The organism is Amycolatopsis sp. lyj-23 (assembly GCF_046549135.1).
GTDB lineage: Bacteria > Actinomycetota > Actinomycetes > Mycobacteriales > Pseudonocardiaceae > Amycolatopsis.
In genome coordinates this window covers 45,639-57,754 of sequence record NZ_JAJPWN010000012.1, presented here as the reverse complement: position 1 = coordinate 57,754, position 12,116 = coordinate 45,639, and the positions used below count along the sequence as shown (strand labels likewise).

General features: G+C 70.6%; 12 protein-coding genes. 9 read left to right on the top strand and 3 right to left on the bottom strand.

Features of this window, described 5'->3' with window-relative positions:
* Positions 1–8: 8 nt before the first annotated feature.
* Together ACLJPY_RS28945 and ACLJPY_RS28940 are read left to right on the top strand one after the other, a co-directional pair.
* Positions 9–596: a dihydrofolate reductase family protein gene (locus ACLJPY_RS28945; protein ID WP_410593165.1), complete on the top strand. Its 588-nt coding sequence runs from the start codon at positions 9–11 to the stop codon at positions 594–596.
* Positions 597–616: 20 nt separating this feature from the next.
* Complete coding sequence (locus tag ACLJPY_RS28940; protein WP_410593164.1) at positions 617–1,000, top strand: PPOX class F420-dependent oxidoreductase; 384 nt, start codon at positions 617–619, stop codon at positions 998–1,000.
* A 2-nt stretch (positions 1,001–1,002) separates the two neighbouring features.
* Here ACLJPY_RS28940 and ACLJPY_RS28935 read toward each other — a convergent pair whose 3' ends face one another.
* A complete protein-coding gene (locus ACLJPY_RS28935; protein ID WP_410593163.1) occupies positions 1,003–1,572 on the bottom strand; it encodes a TetR/AcrR family transcriptional regulator in 570 nt (189 codons plus the stop codon).
* Positions 1,573–1,667: 95 nt separating this feature from the next.
* On the opposite strand from ACLJPY_RS28935, the gene ACLJPY_RS28930 reads away from it, so the two are divergent.
* From ACLJPY_RS28930 to ACLJPY_RS28900, 7 genes are all read left to right on the top strand, one after another.
* Positions 1,668–4,094 (top strand): beta-glucosidase H, encoded by a 2,427-nt coding sequence (locus ACLJPY_RS28930; RefSeq protein ID WP_410593162.1) that lies wholly within the window; start codon positions 1,668–1,670, stop codon positions 4,092–4,094.
* Between the two features lie 153 nt (positions 4,095–4,247).
* Positions 4,248–5,150, top strand: a complete 903-nt coding sequence (locus ACLJPY_RS28925) for a GNAT family N-acetyltransferase (protein ID WP_410593161.1) — start codon at positions 4,248–4,250, stop codon at positions 5,148–5,150.
* A 97-nt stretch (positions 5,151–5,247) separates the two neighbouring features.
* Complete coding sequence (locus ACLJPY_RS28920) at positions 5,248–5,673, top strand: hypothetical protein (RefSeq protein ID WP_410593160.1); 426 nt, start codon at positions 5,248–5,250, stop codon at positions 5,671–5,673.
* A 31-nt stretch (positions 5,674–5,704) separates the two neighbouring features.
* The gene (boxC, locus tag ACLJPY_RS28915; protein ID WP_410593159.1) at positions 5,705–7,324 is read left to right on the top strand and encodes a 2,3-epoxybenzoyl-CoA dihydrolase; all 1,620 of its coding nucleotides are present in this window, start codon (positions 5,705–5,707) and stop codon (positions 7,322–7,324) included.
* A gap of 5 nt (positions 7,325–7,329) precedes the next feature.
* Positions 7,330–8,751: a benzoyl-CoA 2,3-epoxidase subunit BoxB gene (gene boxB, locus ACLJPY_RS28910; protein ID WP_410593157.1), complete on the top strand. Its 1,422-nt coding sequence runs from the start codon at positions 7,330–7,332 to the stop codon at positions 8,749–8,751.
* Between the two features lie 8 nt (positions 8,752–8,759).
* Entirely contained in the window at positions 8,760–10,307 is a 1,548-nt protein-coding gene (locus tag ACLJPY_RS28905) for a benzoate-CoA ligase family protein (RefSeq protein WP_410593156.1), read from the top strand.
* Positions 10,304–11,158: an amidohydrolase family protein gene (locus ACLJPY_RS28900; protein WP_410593155.1), complete on the top strand. Its 855-nt coding sequence runs from the start codon at positions 10,304–10,306 to the stop codon at positions 11,156–11,158. The genes ACLJPY_RS28905 and ACLJPY_RS28900 overlap by 4 nt, the downstream gene beginning before the upstream one ends.
* Before the next feature lie 57 nt (positions 11,159–11,215).
* Here ACLJPY_RS28900 and ACLJPY_RS28895 read toward each other — a convergent pair whose 3' ends face one another.
* Entirely contained in the window at positions 11,216–11,596 is a 381-nt protein-coding gene (locus ACLJPY_RS28895) for a VOC family protein (protein WP_410593154.1), read from the bottom strand.
* Positions 11,597–11,643: 47 nt separating this feature from the next.
* The gene (locus ACLJPY_RS28890; RefSeq protein ID WP_410593152.1) at positions 11,644–12,090 is read right to left on the bottom strand and encodes a MarR family winged helix-turn-helix transcriptional regulator; all 447 of its coding nucleotides are present in this window, start codon (positions 12,088–12,090) and stop codon (positions 11,644–11,646) included.
* Positions 12,091–12,116: the final 26 nt, after the last annotated feature.

Sequence of the window (12,116 nt, the reverse complement as noted above, 5' to 3'; positions counted from 1 at the left end):
GCACCGCGATGAGCAAAGTCTTCAGCGCCCACGCCGTGTCGGTCGACGGCTACATCACCGGCCGCGGCGCCCGTCCCGGCCGGGGCCTCGGCGACGGCGGCACGCTCTTCGACTGGTACTCCGACGGGGACACCCGCAGCGAGGTCTTCGGCTTCTTCACCCTGAGCGAGCCGAGCGCCCGCGTTTTCGATGCCTTGGCCGGCCGGGTCGGCGCGGTCGTGGCGGGCCGCAACACCTACGAAGATTCGGAACGCTTCGGCGGCGGCAGCCCGCACCCGGGCGCGCCGCTGTTCCTGGTCAGCACCCGGCCGGCGCCGGAGCTGACCGAGCGGCAGACGCTCGTCGGCAACGTCGAGGACGCGATCGCGGCGGCCCGCGAGGCGGCAGGCGGCAAGGACGTCGGTCTGATGGGCGGCGGCGTCCTGGCCTCGGCGCTGCAGGCCGGCCTGGTCGACGAGGTCGTGCTCCACCAGGTCCCGGTCCTGCTCGGCGGCGGCCGGCCGTTCTTCCGGGAACTGCCGTCGCAGGTGCGGCTCCGCCTCGTCGAAGCCGTCGCCGCGCCCGGCGTCACCCACCTCCACTACGCAGTCGCCTGAAACCCGATGAGGAGCTGACCATGCTCGACACCGACGTCCGCCGCATCCTCGCCACCACCGCGATCGGCCACCTCGCGACCGTCCTGCCCGACGGCGCCCCCCACGCCGTCCCGGTCTGGGTCGACCCGGAGGGCGACCGCATCGCCATCCTGACCGGCCCGGGCTCGCAGAAGGCGCGCAACCTGCGACGCGACCCCCGGGTGGCGCTTTCCCTGACGCCGCCGGACAACCCGTTCGAGCCGGTGATCATCCGCGGGCGGGTGACCGAATGGCTCGAGGGCGACGCCGCCTGGGAGGTCGTGGACCGGATCGCGACCAAGTACATCGGCGGGCCGTACTCGCGGGAGCAGGAACGGGTGGTCGCGCTGATCGAGGTGGACCGGCAGAGCGTGGGAGTGCGCTGACGTCAGTCCGGCTTCACCCCCAGCAACGTCAGGAACGTGCGGAACCCGGTGGACATGTCGACTTCCGCCGGGTCGAGGAGCCACTGCAGCTGCAGGCCGTCCAGGACGGCGATCGCCAGAGGGGCGAGCTGTTCCGGCGTCGTTCCCGGGGGCAGCTCGTCGCGGTGGCGCTCCAGCATCTGCGTCACGCCCGCCCGCACCCGGGCGTAGCGGTCCTGGAAGTACTTGCGCGCCGGGTGGTCTTCGGTGACGCTGTCCGCCGAGAGCACCGTGTACGTCTGGACGATGCCCGGCCGCGTCGCGTTGTAGTCGACCAGCTCGGCCAGCTGGTTCACCGTCATCGCCGAGCGGTCGTGGCCGAAGTGCAGCAGGTCCCACTCGTCACGGGTCTCCAGCACCGCCGTCAGCAGGTCTTCCTTGGTCGGGAAGTAGTGCATCAGCCCCTGCTGCGTCAGCCCCACGCGCTCGGCGACCGCGGCCAGTGACGTGCCGCGGTAGCCGCGCTCGGCGATCACCTCGAACGCCGCTCGGACGATGCTGGCTCGGCGGTCGGCGCCCCTGGCCCGGGTCATGATCCCGAGCCTACGGGAGAGAGTGTCACGGAAAGATAACGTTCACTACTCTTCGCCAGGTAGGGTGGCGGCAGGACCGACCGCGGAGGATGCCCATGAGCTTCGACGTCGAAGCGCTGCTGGCCGAACTCGATCTGGACGCCAAGGCGAGCCTGCTCGCCGGCCAGGACGTCTGGTCCCTGCCCGCGCTGCCGCGGATCGGGCTCGCGTCGCTGGTCCTCTCCGACGGCCCGGTCGGCGTCCGCGGGACGCGCTGGAGCCCGGACGACCCCTCGGTCACCCTGCCCAGCCCGACGGCGCTCGCCGCCGCCTGGGACCCGCGCCTGGCTGTCGAAGCCGGGCGGCTGCTCGCGCAGGAGGCCCGGCGCAAGGGCGTGCACGTGCTGCTCGCCCCCACGGTCAACCTCCACCGCTCGCCGCTGGGCGGGCGGCACTTCGAGTGCTACTCCGAAGATCCCCTCCTCACCGGGATGGTCGGCGCCGGTTACGTCACCGGCGTGCAGGACGGCGGGGTCGCCGTCACGGTCAAGCACTTCGTCGCCAACGACTTCGAGACCGAACGCTTCACCGCGAACGTCCGCGTCGGCGAGCGCACCCTGCGCGAGCTCTACCTCGCGCCCTTCGAGCTCATCGTCCGGCGCGCGAAGCCGTGGGGGATCATGGCCGCCTACAACAGCGTCAACGGCGTCACGATGACCCAGCACGCCGAGCTGCTCAACGGCGTGCTGCGCGACGAATGGGGCTTCGACGGCTTCGTGGTCTCCGACTGGCTGGCCGCGCGCGACACCGTCGCCTCCGCCAACGGCGGCCTCGACGTCGCCATGCCCGGGCCCCGCACGGTGTTCGGCGAACGGCTCGCCGAGGCGGTTCGCGGCGGCGAAGTCGACGAAGCCGTCGTCGACGCCATGGTCCGCCGCGTGCTCCTGCTCGCCCACCGGACCGGCGCGCTCGGCGGCAGCCCCGCGCCGGAGGAGTCCTATGTGGACGGGGACGCGGTCGCGCGCGAGGTCGCGCACCGGTCGTTCGTGCTGCTCCGCAACGAAACCGGGCTGCTGCCGCTGCGGGAGCCGCAGAGCATCGCGCTCATCGGCGCGCTCGCCGCCGACCCGAAGATCCTCGGCGGTGGCAGTGCCACCGTGTTTCCCGACCACATCGTCTCCCCTCTCGACGGCCTGAAGGCCGCCGTTCCCGCGGGCACCGAACTCACCTACGCGCCCGGTGCCGATCCGCGCACGACGTTACCGACCGCCACCGACAATTTCCGGCTCCGCGCGACCGCCCGCGCCGCCGACGGCACCGAACTCGCGGAATTCCCCTTGCGCAGCGCCAGGATTGACTGGATCGGCGAACTGCCGGCCGGCCTCGGCATCGGCACGCTCGCCTCGGTCGAGATCACCGGGACGTTCCTCCCGGAGCGGAGCGGCACCCACACCTTCGGCATCACCGGACCCGGCGACCTCCGCCTCACCGTCGCCGGCCGGACCCTCTTCGACGGCGTGAACCTGCCGGAGGGCGGGGACATCTTCACGTCCATCATGCAGGTGCACGAGCAGCGGCGGGAAGCCGAGCTGACCGCGGGCGAGCCGGTGGACATCAGCCTGACCTACTGGATCCCCTCGGAGATGGCGGAGTTCGCCAGGGGCACCTTCGCCTGGGTCACCTTCGCGCTCGGCCACCGCGGCCCGGTCCTCGACCCGGACGCGAGCATCGAAGAAGCCGTGGCCCTGGCGGCGAAGTCGGAGGTCGCGGTCGTCGTGGTCGGCACGACCGCCGAGGTCGAAAGCGAGGGCTTCGACCGGACATCCCTCGCCCTGCCCGGGCGGCAGGACGAGCTCGTCGCCCGGGTCGCCGAAGCGAACCGGAACACCGTCGTGGTCGTCAACGCCGGTTCCCCGGTGGAGCTGCCGTGGCGCGACGACGTCGCCGCGGTGCTGCTCACCTGGTTCCCCGGCCAGGCCGGCGGCGACGCGCTCGCGGACGTCCTCTTCGGCCGCGAAGAACCCGGTGGCCGCTTGCCGACGACCTGGCCGGCGAAGCTGGAAGACGCGCCCGTCACCGACGTGACGCCGGAAGACGGCGTGCTCGAGTACGGCGAAGGCGTGTACATCGGGTACAGCGCCTGGGCCCGCGAAGGCCGGCAACCCGCGTATTGGTTCGGCCACGGGCAGGGCTACACGACGTGGGAGTACGAAGAACTCGACGCGTACCCGGACGACGAAGGCGGCGCGCGCGTCCGGGTCCGCGTACGCAACACGGGAACGCGTACCGGGCGCGAAGTCGTCCAGCTCTACCTGGCGCCGACCGAACGCGGCGACCGGCCGCACCGCTGGCTGGCCGGGTTCGCGAGCGTCGAAGCCGGGCCGGGCGAGACCGCCGAAGCCGACATCGTCATCGCACCGAGGTCCGCCGAGGTCTGGCGCGACGGCTGGCAGCACATCGCGGGCGAGTACGTCCTGGCGGCGTCGCACTCCTACGCCGAACCGCGGCTGAGCACGCGCGTGGTGCTGCAGAAAATCCGTTGAGCACCGCGGGCGGGCCCGCCTAAGGTCGGGAACGCACCCTCGACCAGGCGAAAGGAGGTGGGACCGATGATCACCCACTCGATCACGCGCTCCCACCCCGGTATGAGGGTGCCGGGTATCTGACCCCGGGAGCGCGCTCCCGGAAGGATCACCATGACCGATCTGGTCGTTCGCCCGCTCGAAGCGGGCGAAGAAGCAGTCTTCACCTCCCTGCCCGACCGCGGGCTCGTCGGCCGCGCGCTGCTCGGCGACGACTTCGCCGAGATGGCGAAGCAGGGCGAGTACCGGCCCGAGTGGACCTGGGTCGCCCTGCGCGACGACGTCGTCGTGGCCCGCGCGGCCTGGTGGGCCAAGCCCGGCGACGAGACCCCGGTCGCGCTGGACTGGTTCGACTTCACCGACTTCGACGCGGCCGTCCGGCTGCTGAAGGCCGCGCCGCTGCGCGCGGAGTACGCACTGCACACGCCACCGGCGTGGCGGGACGACGCGGACGTCGCACGCGAAGTCGAAGGCCGCGTCGAAGCGGCCGAGCAGGCGGGCTACCGCAAGCTCGTCGAGCGCCATCGCTTCCGCTGGACACCGGAAACAGGCCTGCCGGAGCGGCCCGGCCGGCTCGAGTTCCGGCCGGAGCCGGACGACGACGTCGTCCTCGACGTCTTCAAGCGCGTGCACGTCGGCAGCCTCGACGCGCACGCGCGGCAGGCCGTCGAAGAGCACGGCATCGATGCGGCCGCGCAGGAGGATCTCGACATCATGAAGTGGATGCCGGGGCCGCGGGACTGGTGGCGGCTGGCGTACACGCCCGAAGGCGAGCTCGTCGGTCTCTCCCTGCCAAGCCGCAACGTCTACGACCCGGTGATCGGCTACATCGCCGTGGTGCCGGAGCAGCGGGGCCGCGGTTACGCCTACGACCTGCTGGCCGAGGCCACGCACGACCTCGCCGGGTACGGCGCGGACCGGATCATCGCGGGCACCGACGTCGGCAACGTCCCGATGGCCAAGGCGTTCGCGAAGGCGGGTTACCGGGTGGTCCAGCACCGCATCGACCTCGTCTGACGGTCGCTTTCACGTGAAAGTGCCGCCTGGGCACTTTCACGTGAAAGTGCCCGGGCGGTAGCCTCGCTAGAGCGATCTATCAAATCTGGGGGTTCTGATGGACAAGGGACTGGCGCCCCTTCGGGTGATCCTCGGCTTCTCGCTGCTCAGCACGACGCTGCACTACACGCACAACACTGTCCGGTACGCCGACTACCCGCAGCTGCGGGGCGTCTCTCCGCTCGCCGGCGGCATCGCCGTCGCCCTCGCCTGGGTGGTCTTCACCGCGTTCGGCTGGTTCGGCTACCGGGCGTACACGCAGGGCCGGTACCACCGGGCGCTGGCGTTCCTCCTGGTCTATTCGCTGGCCGGGCTGATCACGCTGGGCCACTTCCTGACCGGCGTGCCGCAGATCCCGGCGTTCTGGTTCGCGACGATCTTCACCGACGCTGCGGCCGGGCTGACCCTGTGGGTCTTCCTGACCTGGGCGTGGGCCACGCTCAACCGGGTGAGCACCCGAGATCAAGTTTCTACACAACATTGACGTTCGTTTGACTCATGTAGACAATCGGGAAGTGACCACCACCACACCGGTTGCCTTCGACCGCCGTCCGGACGAGTACCGCCACTGGCGGCTGCGGGTCGACGGGGAGGTGGCTTGGCTGGAGCTCGACGTCGACGAGCAGGGCGGCCTGGTCCCGGGGTACGAGCTCAAGCTCAACTCCTACGACCTCGGCGTCGACATCGAGCTGTACGACGCCACGCAGCGGCTGCGGTTCGAGCACCCCGAGGTCCGCGTGGTCATCGTGACCAGCGCCAAGGACAAGGTGTTCTGCGCCGGTGCGAACATCCGCATGCTCGCGGCGTCGGAGCACCACTGGAAGGTCAACTTCTGCAAGTTCACCAACGAGACCCGCAACGGCATGGAGGACGCCACGCAGCACTCCGGCCAGACGTACGTGGCCGCGGTGAACGGCACCTGCGCCGGCGGCGGCTACGAAATCGCGCTGGCCTGCGAAAAGATCTTCCTGATCGACGACAACTCCTCGACCGTGGCGCTGCCGGAGGTGCCGCTGCTCGGCGTGCTGCCCGGCACCGGCGGCCTCACCCGGGTCGTCGACAAGCGACGGGTGCGCCGCGACCTCGCCGACGTCTTCGCCACCCGCCCGGACGGCGTCAAGGGCAAGACGGCGGTCGACTGGCGCCTGGTCGACGAACTGGTGCCGCGCCAAGACTTCCGCGAAAAGGTCCTGGAAAAGGCGCGGGAACTCGCCCGCGCGTCCGAGAAGCAGGCCGGCCGGGGCATCGAGCTGACCCCGCTGAAACATCGCTATGTCGACATAGCGCTCGAGAAGAACCAGGCCACGATCACCGTCAAGGGACCCGAAACCGACCCCGGTGACCTGCACGAAGAAGGCGCGGGCGGCTGGTTCCTCGCCATGACCCGCGAGCTCGACGACGCCATCCTGCGGCTGCGCACCAACGAGGTCGAGGCCGGGACGTGGATCCTCAAGACCCAGGGGGATCCGGCCAAGGTCCGGGCGCACGAAGCGGCCGTACTGGGCCAGAAGGACTGGCTGGCCAACGAGATCACGCACTACTTCAAGCGCACCCTCAAGCGCCTCGACGTCACCAGCCGCAGCCTGATCGCGCTGATCGAACCGGGCAGCTGCTTCACCGGCGCCCTGCTGGAGCTCGCGCTGGCCGCCGACCGCCAGTACATCCTGGACGGCCCGCCGATCGACGACGAAGACTCCGAAGAACGTGCTTCGATCGAGCTGACCGACGCCAACTTCGGGGCCTTCCCGATGGGCAACGGCCTGACCCGCCTCCAAGCGCGCTTCTACGGCGACGACGACCACCTCGCCTGGCTCGCGCGCGAAAAGAACCGCGAGCTGAGCGCCGCCGAAGCCCTCGAACTCGGCCTGGTCACCGACGCCCCGGACGACCTCGACTGGGCGGACGAGATCCGGATCGCCCTCGAAGGCCGGGCGTCGCTCTCGCCGGACGCGCTCACCGGGATGGAGGCCAACCACCGGTTCGTCGGTCCCGAGACCATCGAGACCAAGATCTTCGGCCGGCTGGCGGCTTGGCAGAACTGGATTTTCACCCGGCCGAACGCATCCGGGCCGGAAGGCGCGCTGCGCCGCTACGGTACGGGACAGAAGGCCGTCTTCGACAGGAAGCGGGTCTAGCGCAGATGCCCGAGAAGATCGACTACGACGCCAAGATCCCCAACAACGTCAACCTCGCCGAGGATCGCAGGCTGCAGCGGGCCCTGGAGGGCTGGCAGCCCAAGTTCCTGCACTGGTGGGGCGAGATGGGGCCGACGCTGGAGACGCACGGCGTCTACCTGCGCACCGCCGTCAGCGTGGGCCGCGAAGGCTGGGCGCACTTCGACCACGTCAACGTGCCCGACTACCGCTGGGGCATCTTCCTCGCCGAGCGGGACCCGGACCGCCGGATCGCCTTCGGCGAGCACCAGGGCGAACCGGTCTGGCAGCAGGTGCCCGGCGAGTACCGCGCCGACCTGCAGCGGCTGATCGTCATCCAGGGCGACACCGAGCCGGCGTCGGTCGAGCAGCAGAAACTCCTCGGCCTCACCGCGCCCAGCCTCTACGACCTGCGCAACCTGTTCCAGGTCAACGTCGAAGAAGGCCGTCACCTGTGGGCGATGGTGTACCTGCTGCACGCCTACTTCGGCCGCGAAGGCCGGGACGAGGCCGAAGGGCTGCTGCTGCGCAACTCCGGCAGCCCGGACGCGCCCCGCATCCTCGGCGCGTTCAACGAGGAAACCGCCGACTGGCTGGCGTTCTACATGTTCACCTACTTCACCGACCGCGACGGGAAGTACCAGCTCGGCACGCTCAAGGAGTCCTCCTTCGACCCGCTCTCGCGCACCTGCGAGTTCATGCTCAAGGAAGAAGCCCACCACATGATGGTCGGCACCACCGGCGTCGACCGCGTGGTGACCCGCAGCGCCGAGCTGATCCGCGAGCACGACACGTTCGACATCGGCCCGCACGGCGGCATCCCGCTCGACATCATCCAGAAGTACCTCAACTTCCACTACACCGTCTCTCTGGACCTGTTCGGCAGCGAGACGTCGACGAACGCGGCGAACTACTACACGGCCGGGCTCAAGGGCCGCTGGCAGGAGACCCGCCGCAAGGACGACCACAAGCTCACCGAGGACGCCCGCACGCTGGAGCGGCCGACCGGCGAGGGCACCTGGACCACCGAGGAGGTGCAGGCGATCCTGTTGCTGAACCTCGACCTGCGCAGCGAGTACGTGGCCGACTGCCAGACCGGCGTGAAGCGCTGGAACAAGATCCTCGCCGAGGCGGGCATCGACCACGCGTTCCGCCTGCCGCACCCTGGCTTCAACCGCGAAGTGGGCATAAACTCCGGCCACCACGTCACTCCCGACGGCACCATTGTCGACGAAGCGACCTGGGAGGCGGGCAAACGCAAGTGGCTGCCCACGACCGAGGACCTCACGTTCGTCCGGTCGCTGATGCACCCGGTGTACGAGCGCGGGAAGATCGCGAGCTGGGTGGCGCCGCCGCGGCAGGGCATCAACGGCAAGCCCGTCGACTACGAGTACGTCCACCTCACGTAGGAGGCCTGGTGGCGACAGGGTTCAACGCCGCGGAGTACCTGCTGCAGGCCGGGCACCCGGACGCGACCGCGGTCGTGTCGCCCGGGCGATCCCTCACCTACGCCGAACTCGCCGAGGAGTCGCGGCGCGTGGCCGGCGGGCTCGCCGGACTCGGCGTGCGGCCCGAAGAACGGGTCATGTTCTGCATGGTCGACGACGTCGAGCTGCTCACCGGCATCCTCGGCGCGATGCTGGCCGGCGCGGTCGCCGTCCCGGTGTCGACGATGGTCACCGGGCCGGAGCTGGGCCAGGTGCTGGCCGACTCGCGGGCGCGTGTGCTGTGCGTGTCCGGCGAGTTCGCCGGGCAGGCGCTGACGGCGTTGGAGCTGGCTCCCGAGGTCACCGACGTCGTGCTCGACCGCTGCGACGCGGCCGGGTTCGGCGTCCGGACGCACGACTGGCCGTCGCTGGCCGGTTCTGTCCCGAATGGACGGACGTGGGCGGACTCGCCCGCCCTGTGGCTGTACACGTCGGGGACGACCGGCTGGCCGAAGGGCGCGATGCACCGGCACGCGAGCATCCGCGCGGTCTGCGAGACGTACGCCCGCAGCGTGCTGGCGACGACGTCGGCGGACCGGTTCCTTTCGGTACCGAAGCTCTTCTTCGCCTACGGGCTGGGGAACTCGTGCTTCTTCCCGCTCGGTGCGGGCGGGACGACGCTGCTGGAGCCTTCGCGGCCCACACCCGCGTTGTTCGCGAGACGCGCGCGCGAGGAGCGGCCGTCGCTGTTCTTCGCGGTTCCGACGTTCTACGCGGCCCTGCTCGCCAGCGACGTCCCGGACGACTCGTTTTCCTCGGTGCGGCACGCCGTTTCGGCCGGCGAGCCGCTGCCCGCGTCGCTGTTCGAACGGTTCCGCGCGCGCTTCGGGCTGGAGATCCTCGACGGCATCGGCTCGACCGAGGCCCTGCACATCTTCCTGTCGAACCAGCCGGGTTCGGTGCGGCCGGGCAGCACCGGCGTCCCCGTGCCCGGCTATTCGGTGCAGATCCGCGACGAAGCCGGGGCGGTGATCGAGGCCGCCGGGCAGCCGGGCGAGCTGTTCGTGGCCGGGCCGTCGACGGCCACCGGGTACTGGGCCCGGTACGACGCCACGAAGCTCGTCTTCCAGGGCGAATGGCTGCGGACCGGCGACAGTTACGTCCGGAACGAGGACGGGACCTATTCGTGCCTCGGCCGGTTCGGGGACATGCTGAAGGCCGGCGGGATCTGGGTGTCACCGTCCGAAGTGGAGGAACGGCTGCGGCAGCACCCGGCGGTGGCCGAGGTCGCGGTCGTCGCCGCGCCGGACGCCGACGGCCTCGACAAGCCGGTCGCGTGCGTGGTGCCCGCCCCGGGGTTCGCCGTCGACCCGGCCGAGCTGATCGAGTTCTGCCGCGAGGGACTGGCGGCGTTCAAACGCCCGCGCGGGGTCGTCGAACTGGCCGAGCTGCCGAAGACGGCGACCGGCAAGATCCGCCGCAACGTGATCCGCGACCAGGTCCGCGACGTGCTGCGGGCGGTGGCCCCGCGCCCATGATCGACGGTCGGTTCGTGGTCGACGCGCACGTCCACACCCCTCGGCTGCCGACGCTCAAACCGGCGTGGCTGCAGTGGGCCCACGACTTCGCGGGCGCGTACCCGTGGCGTTCGGTGTATTCGGCTTCGGGGGAGGTCGTCCCGGCGGCGATGGACGAGCTGATGGAGTCCGAAGGCGTCGACCGGGTGCTGTTGTTCTGCGAGTACAGCCCGCGGGCGACCGGGATTCAGCCGATCGAGGACAACCTGCCGCTGGTTTCCTTCAACCCGGCGCGGTTCCGGCTGGTGGCGAACGTCAACCCGTACGTCCACCACCCGGCGGCGGCGGAGGTCGCGCGGCAGCTGGACCTGGGCGCGGTGGCGCTGAAGATCCACCCGGTGCACGGCGCGTTCTCCCCGGCGGACAAGGAGCTGTACCCGGTCTACCAGCTGTGCCTCGAGCGCGGGGTGCCGGTGATCCTCCACTCGGGAACGTCGAGCTTTCCCGGCTCCCGCACGAGTTTCGGCAACCCGGAGCTGCTCTCCGACGTGGTCGAGGACTTCCCGGCCCTGCAGTTCGTCTTCGCCCACGGCGGCCGCGGCTGGTGGTACGACGTGGCGGCGTTCCTGGCGCTGGCGCGGGACAACGTGTGGCTGGACCTGGCGGGGCTGCCGCCGAAGAAGCTCCCGGAGTACTACCGGCGCTTCGACTTGACGCGGCTGGCGGGCAAGTTCGTGTTCGGGACGGACTGGCCGGGTGTGCCTTCGGTGGCCGCGAACGTCCGGGCGCTGGCCGGGCTGGGGTGGCCGGAGGACGTGCTGAACGGGGTGCTGTCGGGGAACGCCGTCAAGCTGATGCCTTCGCTGGCGTAGGGGTGCGCACGCGGGGGTGCCGGTAACCGGGCCCGGCACCCCCGCGCCCCCAGCGGGTCAGCCCGTGACCTCGTGCAGGCAGAGCACGTTGCCTTCGGAGTCGTTGAACCACGCCGCTCGCTCGGTGCCCAGCTCGGCGATGTGGCCGACCGTCCGCAGGCCCTCGAGCTCGAAGTCCTGGAACCGCACGCCGCGCTCCTCCAGGGCCCGGACCTCGGCGGGCAGGTCGCCGACTTCGAAGCTCAGCGCCGTGTTCTCGCTCTGCGCCCCGGCCGGCATCGGCCGGAGCCCGATCGCGCCGCCGCCCGCCGCGAAGAACAGGGTGCCGTCTTCGCCCTTCCCCGTCTGTTCCAGGCCGAGGGCGTCCGCGTAGAAGTGGCCGGCGCGTTCACTGTCGGTCACCGGAAGCATCGTCGTGATGGTCGCATCGGTCAGCATGACTCCCATGGTGCGCCGTCATGCGCACGGCTGTGACCTCGACTTTTTCAACGATCCGCGTTGAACGCGCGCAGTGTCCGCATCGCTTCGGCGAGTGCCGGGGCGTCCTCACCCAGCGGCGTCAGCACGATGCGGCGCAGGATGTCGGCCGCCGCCGCGCGGGCCCGGTTCGCCACGTCGAGGCCGTGGTCGGTCAGGGACGCGAACGTGACGCGGCGGTCGTCGGGGCTCGGGACGCGGCAGATCAGGTCGGCCGCCACCAGGCGGTCGGCCACCTTCGTGAACCCGCCGCTGGACAGCGCCGCCTCGGTGGCCAGGCGGGTCATCGGCATCCGGTGCTCGGGCGAGCGCACGAGCCGCAGCAGGATGTCGAACGACGCGGGCGCGAGCCCGAAGCGCTCGGCGATCTCGCCCATCAGCCTGTCCTGGGTGGCCAGGTAGCCCTCGATGACCAGGCCCCACCAGGTGACGATCTCGTCGTCGTCGGTGTCCACGCCCGGGATTCTACCCCGGCACCTCG